This is a genomic window from Leucobacter chinensis (assembly GCF_019049105.1).
GTDB lineage: Bacteria > Actinomycetota > Actinomycetes > Actinomycetales > Microbacteriaceae > Leucobacter_A > Leucobacter_A chinensis.
The window spans coordinates 78,990-99,151 of record NZ_JAHQZR010000015.1 but is presented as its reverse complement, the minus strand read 5'-3'; the positions used below and the strand labels follow the sequence as shown (position 1 = coordinate 99,151).

The following is a 20,162-nucleotide window of genomic DNA, read 5'->3' as shown; positions in this document are numbered from 1 at the left end:
CGACACCCATTCGAAAGAGATCTCTGTGACGAATTCGCAGGCACCAGAAACCCTCATCATTCGCAATGCCCGCTTTCCAAAGCGTGGTTCTGCGCTGCTCGAAACCGCAACCGTTGTTGTGACGAATGGTGTCGTAACTGAAATCCTGCCCGCGAACAGCCCCACGCTCCATGCCACGTCAAGCGCTTCGACGCACGTGATTGAAGCCGATGGTCGCGTTGCCATGCCGGGCTTCATTGACGCGCACAGTCATGCTGAAGGTGCCCTACACCGTGATGAGGTCGAGCACGGCCTGCTGCGCCAGGGCGTGACCGGCGTCGTGATAGGCCAAGACGGCGTTTCCTTTGCACCAACAACGCCCGAATCGGCGCCGCTCAACGAACGATACTTTTCAGCGATCAACGGCCCCCTGCCCCTTGGTTACGAAAACGGCATGAGCATTGCCAATGTACTCTCACATTTTTCTCGTGCGACACGACTCAACGCGGCCATGCTCGTTCCAGCCGGCACAGTGCGCAGCGCTGTGACCGGGTTTGCACAAGACCCCCTCACCGAACGGCAGCGCGACGAGGCCGCGCAGCTCGTTCGTGACGCACTCACCGAGGGCGCCGTGGGCATTTCACTCGGTCTCGAATATGTGCCAGGGGGCTTCGCCGACCCGAAAGAGCTCGCGACCTACGCTTCGATTGCGGCCGAAGAGCAAGTACCCCTCGTGGCCCATGTTCGTGGCTACGAGCTTGCTGCACCGGGCGGCCTTGGCGAGTGCATTGATCTTGCGAAAGTAAGCGGCGCACCCCTGCACATCTCACACCTACACGCACCCGCTGATATCGCCCTACCAATCATCGATCAGGCACGACACGACGGGGTTGACATCACCTTCGACTCGTACCCGTACCACCGGGGCAACACCATTCTTGCGATGCTCGCGCTGCCACCCGAGCTGCAGCAAGGAGGGCCTCAGCGTACGCTTGATGCCCTTGCCGACCGCTCTCAACGTGCCGCGCTCATAGCCGATTGGTTCCCAACGATCGAGCCCCTCTACGAGAAGCTCACCGTCTCGGTTGCCGCACACCGCGACTGGGCCTGGGCCGAGGGAAAGCGTCTCGGGGACATAGCTGAAAAAGCAGGGCTCTCGACCGCTGAGACGATCTGCGAGATGCTCGTCGCGACCGAGCTCGGCGTCGGCGCTGTCGTTAATCACGCGGCAAACCACGACAGCGAGAACCTTCGCACGATTGCAAACCACGAAGCGCACATGGGCGGCAGCGACGGCATTTATCTCGGAAGCCACCCGCACCCCCGCGGCTGGGGCAGCTTCGCTCGGATGCTGCGCCGCCACGTCATCGATTGGAAAGACTGGAATTGGGCCGATGCGGCCGACCACCTTTCTCACCGCGCAGCTGATCGCTTTGGGTTTGGTAACCGTGGCCGAGCCGAAATAGGTTCAGTTGCCGACTTCGTTCTCGTTGACCCAGAAAGTCTGAATGATGCCGCAACGTATGAGAGCCCAACCCTGCCTGCTCACGGCATGATGGAAGTAACCGTTACTGGCACGAGTGCTCTCTCGGGGGGAAAGCTCACGCAATTCACTCCCGGTCGAGCCATTCGTCGTTCGAGCAGGAGAAGAGCGTTATGAACCCCACCCCCGCACAGGCACCCCGAAACAATTCGGCATCGCTGAGGCGCGCACTCTCGATTTTGCAGCACCTCGGCGATGACGTTCACGGTGAGGGCCAAACCATTACGCAGGTTGCTGCAGCACTCGACCTGAACAAAAGCACGGTCACGAGGCTCTTACAGCCCCTCGTTGAGATGTCGTTCGTCGAGCAGGTGCCCGTCTCGGGCGCCTACCGGCTCAGCTGGCAAACCGCGCGTCTCGGGCAAACCTACCTGGCCGGGGTACAACCGAGCAAAGACATGCACCAGTTGCTCGTCGAGTTGAGCGCAGAAACGGCCGAGACGGTGCACTTTGTGCGTTCGGCAACGCCCCACGTGGTGTATATCGACAAGGTCGATAGCCCCCACGCAGTGCGCATGTTCTCACGCATCGGCAACACCCAACCGATGTATTCGACCAGCGTTGGCAAATGCATTCTCGCGCACGCGAGCGAAGAGGCCATAGCATCAGTGCTCGCCGCAGGGATGCCCGCCCGAACCTCAACAACGATCACCAACGAGCGTGAGCTTCGCCAAGAGCTCGCGCGTGTTCGTGAGCAGGGGTGGGCTATCGACGACGTCGAGAACGAAGAGGGTATTCGTTGCGTCGCAGCGCCAGTTTTTGATGCAAGCGGTGAGTGCTCTCATGCGCTGAGCGTCTCAGGGCCGGTCACCCGCGTGCCGAGCACCCGAGTGCCTGAGCTCGTGCCACTTGTTACACACACCGCCCGTGAGATTTCTCGTCGATTGGGCGCCATCATTCACGAAGGAAAGAGCTCCCAATGATTCCACCGTTATCGCTCAGCCTCACCAAGGGGCTCGGTCCCGCTCTCAACGCCGAGGCAAACCCGCAAGATCTCATTGGTTCATCGCTCTTTGATGAAAACCGTGATTTTCCGCAGCTCAGTCTTGACCAACAGGCTATCGAGCACAATATCGAAGCAATGATGCGCTACGTACGGGCACGTGGCATTCGCTTCGCACCCCACGGCAAGACGGCAATGTCGCCGCAGCTTGCCGAAGCACAGATGGCGGCTGGTGCCTGGGCGATCACCGCCGCTACCCCCACTCAACTGCGTGTATACCGATCTTTTGGTTTTCAACGCCTCTTGCTCGCAAACCAACTCGTCGAGCCGGGCGCAATCGCTTGGTTACGTACCGAGCTCGCCCAAGACGAGACCTTCTCATGCTTCGTCTACGCCGACTCGGTCGAGGGTCTCGAACTCCTCGCCGCGCCAGCGGGTGAAGCCACCTCTCGACCAATCGAGGTTCTTCTCGAGGTCGGTCATGCAGGCGGCCGCACCGGGACCCGTGGCTTCGCCGCGCTCGAAGCACTCGCAGCGAAGGCAGCGGTAACACCGGGGGTGCGTATCGCTGGTGTCGCCGCGTACGAGGGCACCCTAGGCGGCCCAGACAGCGAGGCGGCGGCCGAGCGCGTGTTGAGTTTCGCTCGTGAACTCGGAGAGAATGTTCACCGTCTCAAGGCGGCAGGCCTCTTGCCCTCCGACGCAATCGTGAGCATCGGGGGTAGCGCGTATTTTGCCGAGGCGCTTGACGGGCTCGAGCAGGCTTCCTTTCCCGCCGACCACGTTGTGCTGCGCAGCGGTGCTTACCTCACACACGACAGCGGTTTTTATGAGGGGCTCACGCCTCTTTCTCGAGGCAAGGCAGAAACCCCTAAATTTCTCGCCGCAATTCGAGTATGGGCCCCCATCATCAGCATTCCCGAGCCCGGCTTTGCGCTGGTACTGTGCGGTCGACGTGATGTTGGCTTCGACCAAGGGCTACCCGGTGTGCTTTCAACCCGGCTGCGAGACGGCTCTTCACCGCGTGGTATGAATGCGACGGTCACCGAACTCGCCGACCAGCATGCATTCATCAGCTTCGACCCCGCGCAGTTTAACGACACGACAGCACCCCGGGTCGGCGACCTCGTCGAGCTCGGCATCTCACACCCCTGCACAACGCTCGACCGCTGGAGCCTCGTGCCGCTCGTCGATGAGCGTCACACGGTTCGCGACCTGATTCGGATGTACTTCTCATGACCCACGCACACCCCGAGGTCGTCACCATCGGCGAATCGATGGGCCTTTTCTTCCCACCCTCTGGGCGACCGATCTCATCGCGCCCACCTTTTCACCTGTCATTCGGAGGAGCCGAATCAAACGTTGCGATAGGCCTCGCTCGCCTCGGTCACCGAGTCACCTGGGTGGGCAGGCTCGGGGATGACGAACTCGGCGAGTTCATCAATCGCGAGCTCACCGCAGAAGGAGTCACGACCCCGTCACTCTTTGGCCCCTCGCACACCGGCATCATGGTGAGGGGCCCCAAGGGCCTCGGCCGAACTGCCGTGCAGTATGCAAGGTCAGGCAGCGCTGGCGCGAGCCTCACGCCCGCTGACCTTCCCGTTGCCGATATCGTTTCAGCGCGAGTACTGCACCTCACGGGCATTACTGCCGCCTTAGGGCCCGGGCCGCTCGAAACCGTATTAGCGGCTGCGGCAGTCGCACGACAGGCCGGGGTCACAGTAACGCTCGACCTGAATTACCGCGCCTCACTCTGGTCTGAAGACGTCGCGACACCGGTGCTTCGCAAGCTCACCGCATCGGCAGACGTGGTCTTTGCAACGACCGACGAGGCAGCAGTGCTTCTCGGCCACCCCGTCACCGACATCGATGACGTTGCCGTGGCACGTGAGGTGGCAGCACTCGGCCCCTCACAGGTCATCATCAAACGGGGCGCCGAGGGCGCAATTGCGCTGAACGGCACCGTATACACGCAGCACCTTACCGAGGTGACCGAATGCGACCCGGTCGGTGCCGGCGATGCCTTCGCAGCGGGATACATTCATGGCCTCTTGACGAGTCTCGGGCCCCAAGAATGCCTCGACTTTGCGGGACTCGTCGCCGCCCACTCGGTCACCGTCGTTGGCGATTGGGAGGGGCTTCCCACTCTCGACGAGCTCGGCGCCGAACACCGCGATATTTTACGCTAAGCACAGGGGTGCCTCGAGCGCTCTATTTTCAGTTTGTCCACGATCAGAGGAGATTATTTTGGCGACAACATCAGTTATCTTGACCGACCAGGCACCGGCCCCGGCGCACGTTTTTTCGCAGGGCCTTCGCAAAGGTAACATGCTGCAGGTCTCGGGCCAGGGGCCCATGGACCCAGAAACAAACACCTATATCGCTGCTGGCGATGTCTATGCCCAAACGATGCGCACCCTCGAAAACGTGCGAGCGATTCTCGAGGCGGGAGGCGCCGGGGTCGAAGACGTGCTCATGTTTCGCGTGTACCTCACCGACCAGTCACTCTTCGCACGCATGAACGACGCCTATGGCGAGTTCGTCTCCAAGCATGTGCCGGGAGGCCAGCTGCCCTGTCGCACGACGGTCTTTACCGGGTTGCCCCACCCCGAAATGCTCGTCGAAATCGACGCCCTCGCGGTGATCTCGGGGTAGGGCCCTGGGCCTTTAGGCCCCGTTCTTCGCCACCTCTGCGATAGCGAGAGCCGTCTCAAGCATGCGGTTCGAGAAACCCCACTCATTGTCGTACCACCCGACGACTTTAACGTGATTGCCCACCTGGCGAACGAGCCCCGCGTCAATCACCACCGAGTGCGGGTCACCCACGATGTCAGACGAGACGAGCGGATCATGCGATACCGCCAAGATCCCTTCGAGCCTCGCCTGCTCAGCCTCGGCATAGGCCGCGACCACCTCTTCAACGCTCACCTCGCGCGAGACGTGCGCCGTGAGTTCAATGAGTGATCCGCTGGCAACAGGAACGCGGATCGCGTCGCCCGAAAGTTTTCCGTCAAGCTCGGGAATCACAGACCCGATCGCGCGAGCAGCACCCGTCGAGGTGGGCACGAGATTGAGACCGGCTGCTCGCGCCCGGCGCAGATCAGAGTGTGGGCCGTCAACGAGCATCTGATCACCGGTGTAGGCGTGAACCGTTGTCATCATGCCCTGCTCGATCGTCGCGAGATCGTGCAGTACCCGCGCGATCGGAGCGATGGCGTTCGTCGTGCACGAGCCGTTCGAGACGATCGTTGCCTGCCGGCCCCGAAGCGTTTCGTCGTTCACCCCCATCACAATGGTCGCGTCGGCGCCCTTCGATGGCGCGCTCACGAGCACGTGCTGGGCCCCGGCACGCAGGTGAGCCCTCGCGGCCTCGGCCTTCGTGAAGAACCCTGTCGACTCAAGCACCACATCAATGTCTAGGTCGCGCCAAGGGAGCTTGGCGGGGTCACGCTCGGCAAGCAACGTGATCTCGTGGCCAGCAACCCGCAATACGTCGTCGCCCTCAACGCTCACCGGCTCGCCAAGCATGCCATACACGCTGTCAGCACGAAGCAGCCAGGCAAGCGTCTCAGCCGGCATCAGGTCGTTCACCGCGACAACCTCGATCGCCTGCCCGAGCTCTTCACGCGCGAGCCAGGCCCGCAGCATGCCGCGCCCAATTCTGCCAAAACCATTAATTGCAATGCGTACCATGACACTCCTTCGTCCTTGCACGGTGTGATGGGCCGGGTGTTCTCAGCCTTCATAACCCATGATCGTGGCGTTCACCGAGAAGCGGCAGGTCTCACACAGACAAACTTGCGCAGTTTGCAGACAGCGTGGTCTCAGCTACCCCGTAAACAAGTATCGATACTCAAGCGGGGTCATCCCGAGCACTCGTTTAAAGTGGGCACGCATGCTCGCGGGAGTTCCAAACCCGGCTTCACCAGCAATCTGGTCAACCTGATGTTCACTCGCTTCGAGCAATTCACGGGCACGGTCGACTCGGGCGCGCATGATCCACTGCATGGGTGTGTACCCGGTCTCGGCGAGAAACTTTCGCGCGAACGTACGCTCGGTTACGTGGGCATGTGCCGCGAGCTGCCCGACCGTAAGGGGGTCGCTGAGCCGTTCGAGTGCCCACTGCCTCGTCGCAGCAAACTGTTCACCCCTCGCGTCGGGTACGCTACGCTCGATGAGCTGGGCTTGGCCACCGCTGCGGTACGGGGGTGCGATAACCCGTCTGGCCGCGTGGTTCGAGGCGCTCACCCCGAGGTCGGCACGCAAGATATGCAGGCACAGGTCGAGCCCCGCCGCACCCCCCGCCGATGTCAGCACAACACCCTCGTCAACAAACAAAACGTTCTCACGAGTGTCGACCTCTGGGTAACGCTCGGCGAAAACACCCGAATAGTGCCAGTGCGTGGTTGCCCGCTTTCCATCAAGCAGTCCGGCTTCGGCGAGCACGAAAGCGCCGGTCGAGATCGCCGCGATGCGGGCTCCCCGTTCGCTCGCCCTGCGCACCGCTTCGACGAGCCCTACTCCAGGACGTACCGTGTCAGGGGCGCCAAAGCCCGGCACAAAAATGGTTTCGGCCCACTCAAGCGCTTCAAGACCGTGCGTGACCGTATAGCTGAGACCGTCAGCCCCCTGCACAGCCCCGGGTACCGCCGTGCACACGCGCACCTCATAAGGCATGCTAGCCCGCGTCGAAAACACCTGTGCCGGGACCGCAACGTCAACCGCTTTCGAACCCTCAGAAACCACGATCGCGACCCTGTGCATTTGCCGTTCACCGACCATCATTGTTTCTTCTCACTCTCAGAGCATGCCCATTCACTACCCCTCTTCGAGAGTACCCGTGCTGGGGCGTTGAAGGGTACTCGTGCTGGGGCGTTCAAGGGTACTCATGCTGGTCGAGGTTGCACGCTCCACCCGCCAGATTCACACACCCAAGCGGCGCAACCCGCGAAACGCTAAGATTACAACGTGCTTCTTTCAGATCGTGACATCAAGGCAGAGCTCGCGTCTGGCCGCATCGCGCTCACCCCGAGCGACGTATCAATGGTGCAGCCCGCGAGCATCGACGTGCGCATCGACCGCTACTTCAGGCTCTTCAATAATCACAAGTACGCGGTGATCGACCCCTCGCAAGAGCAGCCCGAGCTCACGCAGCTCGTCGAAGTAGACCCAGACGAGGGGTTCATCCTTCATCCGGGCGAGTTCGTGCTCGCCTCGACCTACGAACAGGTCACACTGCCCGACGATATCGCCGCACGCCTCGAGGGCAAGAGCTCGCTCGGCCGACTGGGACTTCTCACCCACTCAACCGCGGGCTTTATCGACCCCGGCTTTGACGGTCACGTCACCCTCGAGCTCTCGAACATGGCGACGCTGCCCATTCGCCTCTGGCCCGGCATGAAGATCGGCCAGCTGTGCTTCTTCAAGCTCTCGTCAGAGGCTGAGAACCCCTACGGCGCCGGCGCCACCCACTCTCGCTACCTCGGCCAGAAGGGCCCGACCGCCTCGCGCTCGTACCTCAACTTTCACCGCACCGACGTCACCGTGACCGACGCGGGGGCTAACGGAAACTGACGCGGGCGCTGACGGGAGCTGACGGGCCGCGGGCCCGAGTAAGACCTCTCACAAGCTGCCTAGAGCAACATGTCAATGGTCGTGCGCAGATCAAACGGTTTACCCCGTTGAACCTGGACCGTGTCAACTGCAATCGAGGCAAGCGTTACGGCGCACACGATGCCCGCCCAGTACCAGTCTCCGGTGACCCCGGTCGCGATAAACGCTGCAGCATACGCCATCGCGGTGGCGCCATACCCAACTTTTTCAGAGGTTGTGAACGGTTTCGAAATCCCCAGCGTATCGTCGCTGATCGAGGCAGGGTCAGAGGCCAAGCGTTCCTGAAACCGTGCTGCAGCCCGAGCGAGCGACCAGACGCCACCAGCCACAATACACAGATATGCAACGCACGAGAGCGCCGCTACAACCCGTCCGATCAAAGCAAAGAATACGCCGAGAGCGGCAATGGGAACGGCAGCCAACAGAACCGCCATGGTTATACGCTGACGCATGCCGCCCTCCATCTTCCAACCTAACGCTACTCGACTCACATCAAAACGCGACCGCGCGCACCGGTGCCCCGTCGACGGCACCGAGACGCAGCGGAAAGATGCCGAGGCGTTCCCGGTCGCCAAGCGAGTCGAGGCCGCGCGCGTTCTCGACGATGAGGCCGTCTTGCCCGAGCACGACCGCGTGCACCGGGAAGTCAGCCGACGGGGTCTGGTCAGGGCTCAGCGTATCGACGACGAGCACGCGCATGCCGAGCTCCCAGAGCCTCTCGGCCGCTGCTTCGTCAACGAAGGGGTGCTCGAGGTACGCGGGCGTGCCGAAGTATCGGTGCCAGCCCGTCGCGATCGCGACGATGCGCGGAACCTCGGTGAGCGCACCGAGCCCCAGCTCGCCCGCGGTCAGCGCCCGGCCTGCCACGGCAACCCCCTCGGCGTGAATGACGAGCGCCTCGCCAACGAGCTCGTCAAGCGAAACCTCGGCGAGGGTGCGCACGCCCGCAACGGTGTGTGAGGGGGCGTCAAGGTGGGTTCCACTGTGGCTGCCGAGGTGCAGCTCGCTCACGGCCACCCCGTCACGCTCGAGCGTGAGGGCGTCGGCAATCGACACCTCGGGGTCACCCGGGTACACGGGCATCGCGGTACGCAGTTCGTGGCTGAGGTCGATCATGTACTGATCCTTTCATTGCATGCTGTGTGGGAGGGCGGGCCGGGGCGAGCGCGGGCCCGCCCCCCGCGAGACTCGCGCGGCGGCGTGCGTTCTGGGCCGATCCGCCCTCGAGAACATCGTTTTGGCCGCTACTTGACGAAAAGCAGGGTGTTTTCGAAGAAACACCCTGCTTTTCGTCAAGTGAACGCGAGCTCTGCAAACACGGGGGCGGAGCGGAGGCTCGGCAGCCCCGAAACGCGACAGCGCCGAAGCGCCGCACCCGCGAGGCCCCACCCGCCGCAGCGGATCAGCCCCGGCCACCGGCCCGGAGGCAAGCGGCGCCGGGCCGACGACCGCGACGACGGGACGACGACGGGCCGACCATGACGGGACGCCCCGCCCCACCCCGCCCCTACTCGTCGGCAAGCGTCGGGATGCTCACGGTCTCGCCGAGGTGTCCCTTATCGGTACCCGCAAACCGCGCCCTCGTCGAGAGGCTCAGCACGAGGTAGAGCAAGAACGAGACGACGAAGGCGGGAATGGTCGCGCCGATGGGGCTTGGCCAGACGTAGGTGAGCAGGTACGACGCGCCTGCTCCGACGATCCACACGCCAACCGCGACCCAGTTGACGCCGCGGGTGTACCAGTAGCGGCCGCCCGAGTCGCGAAGGATGTCGTGCATGTACGAGCGGCGCTTGATCAGGTAGTAGTCAACGATCATGATGGCGAAGACGGGCACGAAGAAAGCGCCGATCATCGTCAGGAAGTCGGTGAAGTGGTCGAGCAGACCGAGCAGGGTTGAGCCCGCGATCGAGGTTCCGCCGAGCACGAGCGCGGTGGGCAAGAACTTCAGACGCAGCTGCGGGCGGGCGTTGATGACCGAGGTGACCATGCCGTAGACGACCATCGTGTTCGTTGCCATGACCGAGAAGAAGATCACGAGTGCGAGTGGCGCACCGAAGCTGCCCACGATGACGGTCGGGTCGAACTCGGCCGCGTCTTTGCCCGAGAGGATGACGTAGCTGAAGGCGACGAGGCCGAGCGTCATGGCGCACACCGTTGACAGCGTGTAGCCGATGCCCGAGCCGATCATGCCGGCCTTCGAGTTGCGCGCGAGGCGGTTGAAGTCGGCCGACAGCACCGTCCACGAGATCGCGGTCGAGATGACGATATCGAGCACCGTGATGCCGCTGAGGCCGAGGCTCTCATCGACGGGGATCGCCTGGTATTCACCGAGCGAGAAGGTAGAGAAGGCCGTGTAAAACACGTAGCCCATGATCGCGAGAATGAGCAACGCCATCCACGGCTCAACCTTCGCGATGCCCTCGTGGCCGAAGATCGCGAGGCACACCACGAGGCTCTGGCAGAGCACCGAGAAGAGAATGGGGTTCGAGAAGCCGGTGAGCTCGGCGACCAAGAAGTTGACCGTGACGCCCGCGAGCATCGCCTGCACCCAGCTCCAGCCCATGAGAATGATGACGTTCGCTGCGACCGGCAGCAGCGATCCGCGAAGGCCAAAAGCACCGCGGGTTGCGGCCATGGTGGGCAGGCCGGTGCGGGTGCCGATGTTGCCGATGAGGGTGAGCACGATCATGCCGACGAGCGTGCCCGTGAGAATCATCGAGAAGGCGGTGCCAAACGAGACGCCCGGCACGAAGAGCGTGCCCGTGAGCAGCGTGGTCACGACGAGGTTCGCCGCGAGCCAGATCATGCCAATGCGGCCCATCGAGAGGGTTCCGCGTGCGGGCCCGGCGTCGTCGTTATTGGCCTGAAGGTAGGTTTCGAGGCGGCGGTAAATGTTCACGCGCTTGCCTCCCCGGTGTATGCCGAAAGGTGCTCGTGCACGGCGATGAGTCCATCGCCCTCGACACGAAACACGATGGTCTCTTGCTCGGTGTAGCTCTCTTCGGCACCGTCAGCAAAGACGGTCGTGTCGACGACGTGCGAGAAGACCGCACCGCCAGGATAGGTCGTGACGAGTGGCTTGCTCGAGGCGCAGCTCACAACGCGCCAGCCGCCCTCGATCCAGCTCGCCCACAACGCTTCGTAGTCGGCGCGGGTGTCGAGCCTCGCGGGCTCAGGGTGAAAGATAAATGAGGTCTCGGGGGCAAACGCGGCAAAGTAGCGCTCGGTGTCGGTCGCTTCGAAAGCGGCGACGATATCGGCCGACGCGTGAAGCACCTCGGCCTCGGTCGGGGTGCGGAAGGGCTGGTCTGTCATGGTGTCTCCGTTGACTCTGGAGGGTGGGCGAAACATGGGTGTGGGCGCACCGCATTCGGCACGCCCACAGCTGATGGTGTTGGTTACGCGTCGCGCTCGGCTGCCGTGCGGCGGGCCATCGCGGTGACGAGCTCGTACACAACATGGCTTGCGGCGACGGCGGTCACCTGGGCGTGGTCGTATGCAGGGGCTACCTCGACGACGTCGGCGCCAACAATGTTGAGGTCGGCGATGCCGCGCAGGGCGCGCAGCAGCTCGCGGCTCGTCAGGCCACCAGCCTCTGGCGTTCCGGTGCCGGGGGCGTGCGAGGGGTCGAGCACGTCGATGTCGATCGAGATGTAGAGGGGCTTGTCGCCAATGCGGGCGCGCATGCGGTCGATCGCCGCCTGAATGCCGTTCTCTTCGACGTACTCGCTCGTGATGACGCTGAAGCCGAGCATCGTGTCATCTTCGAGGTCTTTCTTGCTGTACAGGGGGCCGCGAATGCCGAAGTGCATGCTCGACTCCATGTCGATGAGGCCTTCTTCTGATGCGCGACGAAACGGGGTACCGTGCGTCGTGGGAGCCCCAAAGTAGGTATCCCACGTGTCGAGGTGCGCGTCGAAGTGCAGCACAACGACCGGGCCATGCTGCTTGTACGATGAACGCAGCAGCGGCAGAGCGATCGTGTGGTCACCACCAATGGTGACGATCTTTTCAACGCTCTCGTGCAGCTCGTTTGCTGCCTCCTCGATCTGCGTCACGGCCTCGTCGAGGTTGAAGGGGTTCGCGACGATGTCGCCAGCGTCGGCGACCTGCACGAGCTCGAACGGTGACGCGTCCTGAGCCGGGTTATAGGGGCGGATCAGCCGCGAGATCTCACGCACGTGAGTCGGGCCGAAGCGAGCGCCGGGGCGAAAGCTCACACCAGTATCGAAGGGCACGCCAACGATAGCGATGTCGGTCTTTTCTACCTCATCGATACGGGGCAATTTCGCGTACGTTGCGAAGCCAGCGTAGCGCGGGGTTTTGCTCGCGTCGACGGGGCCGACGTTCTGTTCTGGAACCACGGTGTCACCTTTCTTCAAGAGTTCTCAATACGAAACTTTTGTTACCTAACAGTAAACACCATCCTTGCAATGCGCGCAACGTCAGCCGCGCAGAAGACCCATAGAATAAGGGGAGACCCAGGAGGAAGCATGCGATCGATCCACGCCCACGCGAGCGACACCGAGCTTCGCATCGGCGCAAAACTGCGCTCGGCACGCAATGCCCAGCACATGACGATCGAGCAGCTCGCGACCGCGACCGGGCTTTCGAAGAGCTTCATCAGCCGCGTCGAGAATGACTCGACCTCGCCCTCGATCACGACGCTCGTGCAGTTGTGCCAGGTGCTCTCGGTGCCCGTCGGCGAGCTCTTCACCGAGACGAAGACGACACTCGTAAAGCTCGACACCGCGCCCCTCATCAACCTCGGTGGGCAAAACGTGGTCGAACGCCTCATCTCGGGCCGCGAAGAAAACCGCGCACAGATGATCCGCTCAACCGCCGAGCCACACGCCCACGGCGGTGAACGCCTCTACACGATCTCAAGCGAGCTCGAAATGATGCACGTCGTCACGGGGCGGGTCACCGTCACCTTCGCCTCACACGAGGTCGAGATGCAGGCGGGCGACACTCTCTCATTCAACGGGCGTGAGCCCCACACCTGGCGGGCACACGAAGAGGGTGCAGAGCTCGTCTGGACGCTGATTCCAGCGGCGTGGAGCGGATCAGCCTAGCGGTTGTCGATACCCACCACACGAATCGAGGTTTGTCGTAGGCCCTTGTTATGATCGGCTCAGCTAGAGCCCCGACAGAGAGGTCATCGCATGAGCGCCTACCCACACCTCAGTTCGCCGGTTACGATCGGCAATATCACCCTGCCCAACCGCACGGTCATGGGGTCGATGCACCTGGGCCTCGAAGAACATCCGCAGGGATTCGAACGCATGGCTGCTTTCTATGCCGAACGCGTGCGCGGCGGTACCTCTCTCATCGTCACGGGCGGCATCGGGCCCAATGAGGCGGGTGCGCTGACGCAGGGCGGTGCCACCATGACCTCTGAGCAAGACGTCGAGAAGCACCGGCTCGTGACCGACGCGGTGCACGAGGCCGGCGGCCACATCATCATGCAGCTCCTGCACGGCGGGCGCTATTCGACCCACCCCGATCTCGTTGCTCCCTCGGCGCTGCAGGCGCCCATCAACTGCTTCTCACCCCGCGCCATGACGGCCGAAGAAATCGAGAGCACCATCGTCGCGTTCGGCGAGGCGGCGAAGCTTGCGCTCGAGGCCGGCTACGACGGTGTCGAGGTCATGGGCTCAGAGGGCTACCTCATCAACGAGTTTTGCTCGCCCGCGACCAACCAGCGTGATGACGAGTGGGGCGGCACCTCTGAGAAGCGGCGCGCCTTCGCTCTCGCCGTCACCGAGCAGGTGCGCTCGGCCCTCGGCCCAGATGCGCTGCTCTCGTACCGTATCTCGGTCGCCGACCTCGTGCCGCACGGCATGAGCGTTGGCGAGACGCTCGAGCTCGCCCAGCAGCTCGAGCCGCTCGGCGTCGACATGTTCGTCACCGGCATCGGCTGGCATGAGGCGCGCGTTCCGACGATCGCCACGAGCGTTCCGCGCGCAGCCTTCATTGACTTCACCGAGGCGCTGCACTCGGTCGCCACGATTCCCGTCGTCGCGACGAACCGCATCAACACCCCCGAGGTTGCCGAAGAGATTCTCAGCGCCGGCCGCGCCGACCTCGTCGCGCTCGCGAGGCCCCTGCTCGCCGACCCCGAGTTCGCTGGCAAGGCAACCCGCGGTGAGGGCGACCGCATCAACACCTGCATCGCCTGCAACCAGGCCTGCCTCGACCATATTTTTGCCGGCAAGGTCGCCTCGTGCCTCGTGAACCCGAGAGCGGGTCGTGAGACCGAGCTCGTGCTCTTGCCCACTCGAACGAAGCGCAGCGTCGCCGTCGTTGGCGGCGGTGTCGCGGGCATGGCCGCGGCTACCTCGGCGGCATCACGAGGCTTCGCCGTGACCCTCTTCGAGGCACGTGACTCGGTTGGCGGCCAGTTCGACATGGCCATGCGCATTCCCGGGAAAGAAGAATTCACCGAAACCATTCGCTACTTCCTCGGCGAGCTCGACCGGCACGGCGTCACCGTCAAGCTCGGCGCGCAAGCGACCACGAACGACCTTGAGAACTTCGACGAGGTCATCATCGCGACCGGCGTCTCACCGCGCATTCCCGCGCTGCCCGGCGTCGACCTGCCCCACGTCGCCTCGTACGCCCAGGTGCTGCGCGGCGAGCACACCGCCGGCGAACGCGTCGTGATTCTCGGCGCGGGCGGCATCGGCTTCGACACCGCAGAGTTCCTCACCCAGAAGGGGCCCTCGCACGCCCTCGACGCGGCAGCCTTTCGCGAGAGCTGGGGCATCACCGAAGACCCAACCGTTCCAGGCGCGGTCGGCAAGCCGCAGGCCGTCGAGAGCGCCCGCGCCGTGACGATGCTGCAGCGCAAAGCGACCAAGGCGGGGGCCGGCCTCGGCCTCACCACGGGCTGGATCCACCGGGCCGAAATGCAACGCCGCGGCGTGCGCACCATGGTCGGCGTTCAGTACGACGAGATCGTCGCCGAGGGCATTCGCGTCACGGTCGAGGGCGAGCAGCAGCTCATCGAGGCCGACACCGTCGTGCTGTGCACCGGCCAAGAGTCGGTCATCACCCTCGCCCACGAACTCGACGCACTCGGCCGCAGCTACCACCTCATCGGCGGCGCAAAGCTCGCTGGCGAGCTCGATGCCAAGCGAGCCATTCGCGAGGGCACCGAGGTCGCCGCGGCGCTGTAACGACGCGCGTTACGGGCGCGTGATCTTCTCGTCGCGGGCAGCCTGCTTCTGCAGCATCTCGTTGTAGGCGAGGAGCTCGGCCTCGCCTGAACGGTCGGCGGCGCGGTCCTTACGCTTCTGCACGCGATCATCGTCACGCATCCACAGAATCGCGACGGCAACGGCAAGCGCGAGGGTCGGCAGCTCACCGATGCCCCAGGCGATCGATCCGCCCTGCGATTGGTCTTCGAGTGGCGGCAGGCCCCACGTTCGACCCATCGCACCGAACCACTCGGGCAGCATCATCGTGTTCATCGACATGATCGTCACGCCGAAGAAAGCGTGCGAGGCCATCGTCGCAAAGAGAATCACGAGGCGAATCGGGTAGCTCGAGCGGTACGGAACAGGGTCGATGCCGACCATCGCGAGCGCGAAAAGGTAGCCCGAAATCAAGAAGTGAATGATCATCCACTGGTGGCCGAGGTGCTCGCGCATCGCCCAGCCAAGAATCGGCGAGAAGTAGAACACCCAGAGCGAACCGGCAAAGATGACGGCCGCGACAACCGGGTTCGTGATGAACTTCGACCACGGCGTGTGAATGGCCCACATGACCCACTCACGTGCACCCCACGAGCCGTCGTGGCGCTTCGGAACCGCGCGCAAGAGCAGCGTCACCGGGCCAGCGAGCACAAGCAGCAGCGGAATGAGCATCGTGAGCATCATGTGCCCGAGCATGTGCACGCTAAAGAGGTAGCGCTCGTAGAGGTTCAGCGCTCCGTTCGTGGTGTAAAAGAGCACCGCGAGGCCAAGCAACCACGAGATCGTGCGGCCCACCGGCCACTTGTCGCCGCGCTTGCGCAGCACCCACACGCCCGCGAGGTACAGCACGGCGCCGAAGAGCGGAACCAGGGTCCAGAGCAGGTCAAACTTCCAGCCCGTGATGTAGCCCATCGGTGTGAGCTCGGGAGGCAGCGGATCGCCCGTGAGCCACTCAGCAGGCCCAATCGCGCCGCCAGACTCTGAGGCCGCCTCGATGGGAACCGGCGTTTGCGTGCGCCCGAGCGCCGCGGCAAGACCCGACGCGATGCCCATGACCGCGAGTTCAACGACAACGACCTGACCGAAGGCGCGCATGCCGCGATCGCTCGCGCCAATCTTGGGAATCATGATGAGGCGGTGCACCGCGCCAAAAATTCCGAGGGCGACGATGGCGCCCGTCTTCAGCATGACGACCAGACCGTAGCCGGTACCAAACAGGTCTTCCATGGTGCCGATGCGCAACATTGCGCTCACGATGCCCGAGAGGGCCACCGCGATAAAGGCGAAGAGGGCCAGGAACGAGTAGCGCTCGGTGATGATCTGAATGCGCTGCCGATCGACCACCCGCGAGACGACGATGAGGGCGACCAGGCCGCCGATCCACACCGCTGCTCCGAGCATGTGAATGAAGAGTGTGTTGACCGCCTGCGCGTGACCAGCGGCTCCCTGTGCATGGCCCTGCTGCGCGAGCGGGAAGAGCGTCAGCACCGAGACAACGAAAGCCGCGAGTACCCAACGGCGGTCTTGAACGGCAAAGCACATCACCGTTGAAATGGCCCCGAGCAACATCATGAGCACCCAGAGCCTACCAAGGTCAATCTCGGTAGCGAACTGAGCGAGACTTGCGCCAAAGCTCTCGTCGAACGAGAAGTCCTGGCCGGTCATGTCGAGGTACATGAACACGAAGGCCGCGGTCGATGCAGCTGTCAGCGTTGCCGCGGCTCCCGCCGCGAGATCGAGCACGGCGCGCAGTTCGGCGCCCTCACCTTTGAGCGCCCACACGGCGAGCAGCAGCGAGCCAATGAGCACGCCACCCGAGAGGTTCACGAGCATGCGCGCGAGCGGTACCGCGTACCGTACCACGTCGCCCGGATCGAGCATTGGGCGTGGAGCGCCCGCGCCACCCACCTGCATTCCGACGAAGCAGGCGATGACGCTCACGATGATGAGGGTAGCTGGGGCAAATACCCGAAGACTTCTTGGCACCCTTCCAGACTACTGCCAGGCTGCTTGAAACGCTCTGGGGGCGGCCCGGCTCAAGAAGCACAAAAGCCCCCAGAACATTCTGAAATGATCTCCGGCATGTGCGGCTTCGAGGCCGCGGGCGGAGCCCACTTCAGAATATTCCAGGGGCGCTTCGTGAAAGGAAGCGGTGTTACTTGACCGAAGCCTTGAGCTTCGAGCCAACCGATACCTTGACGCGCTTGCCAGCAGGAATCTGGATGCTCTCGCCGGTACGGGGGTTGTGGCCGGTGCGTGCAGCGGTTGCTACAGCCTCGAATGAGAGCCAGCCGGGGATCGAAACCTTGCCGCCATCAGCGACGGTCTCTGAGATAGCAGCGAAGACGCCGTCGAGCACGCTCGAAACGGTAGCCTGGCTCTGGCCGGTCTCGGCAGCAACCTTAGCGACAAGCTCAGTCTTGTTCAGTGACATTTTCTGTCCTTCCAAGGGCCCGACATTTCTGCCTTCTTGGGCCCTAACGTTTCTTCTTGGTTTCCCTCGCACATGACGAGGCTGATCAAGTGATCGCTACGAATCTACACCAGATTTCGCTGAAACATGCCACATTTCGCCAAAAATCTCGGCCTTTCGCAAAAACTGACGCCCTTCTGCGTCACATGCCTTCACACGCGCATGAGATCACCGAGAATCGCCCGAATTTTGGCCCTTTTCAGGCGATCCATGGCTATACTATGCCGCGGATCCGGGTGGTCACGATGCCCGCTCAGCCACCGGTCGAAACCCTGCCATCGATTACCGGGTCGCACCCGCGGCAGTGCTCAAAACACAAGAGGCGGAGCCCCGAAGGGATCCGCCTCTTGAATGAAGTCTCAGACTCGCTGTTACCAGCTCGACTTGGTGATGCCGGGAAGCTCGCCACGGTGAGCCATCTCACGGAAGCGAACACGGCTGATGCCGTACTTCGTGAGCACGCCACGGGGGCGGCCGTCGATGACGTCGCGTGAGCGAACGCGTACGGGTGACGCGTTGCGGGGGAGCTTCTGGAGCCCACGACGAGCTGCCTCGCGGCTCTCGTCGGTTCCGTTGGGATCGATGAGCGCTTTCTTGAGCTCGATGCGCTTCTCAGCGTAGCGAGCAACAACTTCCTGGCGCTGCTTGTTCTTAGCGATCATGCTTTTCTTCGCCATGGATTAACGCTCCTCTCGGAATTCAACGTGCTTGCGAATAACCGGATCGTACTTCTTGAGCACGAGGCGGTCGGGGTTGTTGCGACGGTTCTTGCGGGTCACGTACGTGAACCCGGTGCCTGCCGTCGAACGCAGCTTAATAATCGGACGTACGTCTTTATCTTTAGCCATTAGAGCTTCACCCCACGCTTCTGCAGATCTGCAACCACAGCCTCGATACCGCGTGCGTCAACAACCTTGATACCCCGAGTTGACAGGGTAAGGGTTACCTTGCGGCCGAGTGAGGGCACGAAGTAAGACTTCTTCTGAATGTTCGGATCGAACCGGCGCTTGGTGCGACGGTGCGAGTGCGAAATGCTGTGACCGAAGCCTGGAGTGGCTCCCGTCACCTGGCACACTGCTGCCATAATGATTCTCCTTGAATACCGTGAGACCGTTGCCGGCCTCACCCAAGATCTCTTGTCGGCGTATGAGGCGGTTGCCCCATACACGGCGTGTGCAGGTGGAAGCTACACAGCCAATCAACAAGACTACGGGAAAACACGCCCGGATTCAACAGCGCTTCTAATGACGCCCAATAGCCCCATACTCTGCACGAGGCACGCCGTGAGAAAAACGCTCTGGCGACCAGTGCTCTTGATATTCAGCGTTGCCCTGCCCTCCCCCGACCAGATCTGCGAGATACTCGCCCATAAACGCGGCATATTTAAAGCCCTCGCCCGAGTCGCCACACGCGACCACCACCTCTGGCGAAACTCGGCCGACAATAAAATCTCCGTCACCAGAGTCGGTCCAAGTACATACCTGCACGTCAAGCACCCGCGGGGCAACCGTCGCAATCGTTGCTCGCATACGCTCGACCGACTCCCTTGTGCGCTCAGCAGAGGGGTCACGACCAAGGTCATCACCAAGCGTCGCACCATGAAGAGCACGCAGAGGTCGATCAATACCGATTTTGTACCCCTTTGCCCCGTTCGACATGGCATACATGCCGGGGGCATCTGCCCTCGGGCAATCGACCAGCCCCGGCAGCCCTGGCGCCGGCGGTTGCTGCGATGCATCACCAAAATAGACCAGTTGTTCAAGGTATGGCTGTAACGGCAATTCAAGACCGAGACCGTGCAAGAGTTCTCTCGTTCCTGGCCCGGCCGCGAGCAGAAGCTGATCTGCCTGCACCCTTGTCATGCCGTCGATGAGCACCGAGGCGATTCCCGCCGATGCAGTGACCTCAGTAACCCGAGCGGCTGGCAAGAAGGTGCCTCCCGCAGCGGTAAAACAGCGCAGCGTCTCGCGGAGGAGCACGTCGGCAAAAACCACACCGGCATCATCGAGGTATATGGCGTCGCGGCCGTCAGGAATTAGACCGGGAAAAACCTCCCCCACGTCTTCTGCCAGCACCCTCGTGTGCGGCACCTCGATCGCGCGTAAGGCCGTGGTCACAGAGTCAAGCGAAACATCGTCTCGCCATACTAAACCGGTTCGCGAAAAAAGCGGCTCACCTACCCGTTCACTCAGCCGCTGCATGGCGGGCACGGTCTCAAGAATGGACCGAGCCCGCCACACCTGCGTGTCGGCTAGACGCCACAGCCTCGTCGAGCCGGCATTCGACGCAAATGCGTTTCCGGGCACGAAGCGTTCAATGAGCGTTACCGAGTAGCCCCGGTCTTGCAGCGCGAGCGCGGCCGGAAGCCCCCAGGCGCCAGCACCAACAACAATGACCCGATCACTCATCAGA

21 protein-coding genes are annotated in these 20,162 nt (G+C 62.7%); 8 read left to right on the top strand and 13 right to left on the bottom strand.

The window, feature by feature from the left end; translation table 11 throughout:
- Nucleotides 1–25: 25 nt before the first annotated feature.
- The 5 genes from KTJ78_RS12490 to KTJ78_RS12470 are packed head-to-tail and all read left to right on the top strand — an operon-like array spanning nt 26 to nt 5,120.
- Nucleotides 26–1,639 carry an N-acyl-D-amino-acid deacylase family protein gene (locus tag KTJ78_RS12490; RefSeq protein ID WP_217136295.1) on the top strand — a complete coding sequence of 538 codons (1,614 nt, stop codon included), beginning with the start codon at nt 26–28 and terminating at the stop codon, nt 1,637–1,639.
- A complete protein-coding gene (locus KTJ78_RS12485; RefSeq protein ID WP_217136293.1) occupies nt 1,636–2,445 on the top strand; it encodes an IclR family transcriptional regulator in 810 nt (269 codons plus the stop codon). Before KTJ78_RS12490 ends, KTJ78_RS12485 begins: the two co-directional genes overlap by 4 nt.
- The gene (locus tag KTJ78_RS12480; protein ID WP_217136291.1) at nt 2,442–3,704 is read left to right on the top strand and encodes an alanine racemase; all 1,263 of its coding nucleotides are present in this window, start codon (nt 2,442–2,444) and stop codon (nt 3,702–3,704) included. Before KTJ78_RS12485 ends, KTJ78_RS12480 begins: the two co-directional genes overlap by 4 nt.
- Nucleotides 3,701–4,654 (top strand): sugar kinase, encoded by a 954-nt coding sequence (locus KTJ78_RS12475; protein ID WP_217136290.1) that lies wholly within the window; start codon nt 3,701–3,703, stop codon nt 4,652–4,654. Before KTJ78_RS12480 ends, KTJ78_RS12475 begins: the two co-directional genes overlap by 4 nt.
- Nucleotides 4,655–4,712: 58 nt before the next feature.
- Nucleotides 4,713–5,120, top strand: a complete 408-nt coding sequence (locus KTJ78_RS12470) for a RidA family protein (RefSeq protein WP_217136288.1) — start codon at nt 4,713–4,715, stop codon at nt 5,118–5,120.
- A gap of 12 nt (nt 5,121–5,132) precedes the next feature.
- Here the strand turns inward: KTJ78_RS12470 and gap are convergent, their stop codons facing one another.
- Both gap and KTJ78_RS12460 read right to left on the bottom strand, forming a co-directional pair.
- A complete protein-coding gene (gene gap / locus KTJ78_RS12465) occupies nt 5,133–6,158 on the bottom strand; it encodes a type I glyceraldehyde-3-phosphate dehydrogenase (protein ID WP_217136286.1) in 1,026 nt (341 codons plus the stop codon).
- A gap of 135 nt (nt 6,159–6,293) precedes the next feature.
- Nucleotides 6,294–7,250, bottom strand: a complete 957-nt coding sequence (locus KTJ78_RS12460) for a GlxA family transcriptional regulator (protein ID WP_254259677.1) — start codon at nt 7,248–7,250, stop codon at nt 6,294–6,296.
- A 183-nt stretch (nt 7,251–7,433) separates the two neighbouring features.
- On the opposite strand from KTJ78_RS12460, the gene dcd reads away from it, so the two are divergent.
- Nucleotides 7,434–8,039: a dCTP deaminase gene (dcd, locus tag KTJ78_RS12455; protein ID WP_217136284.1), complete on the top strand. Its 606-nt coding sequence runs from the start codon at nt 7,434–7,436 to the stop codon at nt 8,037–8,039.
- A 59-nt stretch (nt 8,040–8,098) separates the two neighbouring features.
- Here dcd and KTJ78_RS12450 read toward each other — a convergent pair whose 3' ends face one another.
- The 5 genes from KTJ78_RS12450 to speB form a co-directional block, all read right to left on the bottom strand.
- Nucleotides 8,099–8,530 (bottom strand): hypothetical protein, encoded by a 432-nt coding sequence (locus KTJ78_RS12450; protein ID WP_217136282.1) that lies wholly within the window; start codon nt 8,528–8,530, stop codon nt 8,099–8,101.
- 40 nt (nt 8,531–8,570) lie between these two features.
- Nucleotides 8,571–9,194, bottom strand: a complete 624-nt coding sequence (locus KTJ78_RS12445; RefSeq protein ID WP_217136281.1) for a cyclase family protein — start codon at nt 9,192–9,194, stop codon at nt 8,571–8,573.
- 391 nt (nt 9,195–9,585) lie between these two features.
- Nucleotides 9,586–10,899, bottom strand: coding sequence for a purine-cytosine permease family protein (locus tag KTJ78_RS12440; protein ID WP_217136405.1), 1,314 nt, complete (start codon nt 10,897–10,899; stop codon nt 9,586–9,588).
- 74 nt (nt 10,900–10,973) lie between these two features.
- On the bottom strand, nt 10,974–11,393 hold the full coding sequence (locus KTJ78_RS12435) for a YybH family protein (protein WP_217136279.1): 420 nt from the start codon (nt 11,391–11,393) through the stop codon (nt 10,974–10,976).
- Nucleotides 11,394–11,476: 83 nt separating this feature from the next.
- Entirely contained in the window at nt 11,477–12,442 is a 966-nt protein-coding gene (speB, locus tag KTJ78_RS12430) for an agmatinase (protein WP_217136277.1), read from the bottom strand.
- Nucleotides 12,443–12,571: 129 nt separating this feature from the next.
- Between speB and KTJ78_RS12425 the strand changes: the two genes are divergently transcribed.
- Both KTJ78_RS12425 and KTJ78_RS12420 read left to right on the top strand, forming a co-directional pair.
- On the top strand, nt 12,572–13,153 hold the full coding sequence (locus KTJ78_RS12425; protein WP_217136275.1) for a helix-turn-helix domain-containing protein: 582 nt from the start codon (nt 12,572–12,574) through the stop codon (nt 13,151–13,153).
- Nucleotides 13,154–13,243: 90 nt separating this feature from the next.
- A complete protein-coding gene (locus KTJ78_RS12420; RefSeq protein WP_217136274.1) occupies nt 13,244–15,259 on the top strand; it encodes an NADPH-dependent 2,4-dienoyl-CoA reductase in 2,016 nt (671 codons plus the stop codon).
- Nucleotides 15,260–15,268: 9 nt separating this feature from the next.
- Here KTJ78_RS12420 and KTJ78_RS12415 read toward each other — a convergent pair whose 3' ends face one another.
- From KTJ78_RS12415 to KTJ78_RS12390, 6 genes are all read right to left on the bottom strand, one after another.
- The gene (locus KTJ78_RS12415; protein WP_217136272.1) at nt 15,269–17,263 is read right to left on the bottom strand and encodes a bifunctional copper resistance protein CopD/cytochrome c oxidase assembly protein; all 1,995 of its coding nucleotides are present in this window, start codon (nt 17,261–17,263) and stop codon (nt 15,269–15,271) included.
- Nucleotides 17,264–17,432: 169 nt separating this feature from the next.
- The gene (locus KTJ78_RS12410; RefSeq protein ID WP_217136269.1) at nt 17,433–17,711 is read right to left on the bottom strand and encodes an HU family DNA-binding protein; all 279 of its coding nucleotides are present in this window, start codon (nt 17,709–17,711) and stop codon (nt 17,433–17,435) included.
- A gap of 410 nt (nt 17,712–18,121) precedes the next feature.
- Nucleotides 18,122–18,427, bottom strand: coding sequence for a 30S ribosomal protein S14 (rpsN, locus tag KTJ78_RS12405; RefSeq protein WP_217136267.1), 306 nt, complete (start codon nt 18,425–18,427; stop codon nt 18,122–18,124).
- A 3-nt stretch (nt 18,428–18,430) separates the two neighbouring features.
- Nucleotides 18,431–18,598: a 50S ribosomal protein L33 gene (gene rpmG, locus KTJ78_RS12400; protein ID WP_217136265.1), complete on the bottom strand. Its 168-nt coding sequence runs from the start codon at nt 18,596–18,598 to the stop codon at nt 18,431–18,433.
- Nucleotides 18,598–18,834 (bottom strand): 50S ribosomal protein L28, encoded by a 237-nt coding sequence (rpmB, locus tag KTJ78_RS12395; RefSeq protein WP_217136263.1) that lies wholly within the window; start codon nt 18,832–18,834, stop codon nt 18,598–18,600. The genes rpmG and rpmB overlap by 1 nt, the downstream gene beginning before the upstream one ends.
- A 157-nt stretch (nt 18,835–18,991) precedes the next feature.
- Nucleotides 18,992–20,158, bottom strand: coding sequence for an FAD-dependent oxidoreductase (locus tag KTJ78_RS12390; protein ID WP_217136261.1), 1,167 nt, complete (start codon nt 20,156–20,158; stop codon nt 18,992–18,994).
- Nucleotides 20,159–20,162: the final 4 nt, after the last annotated feature.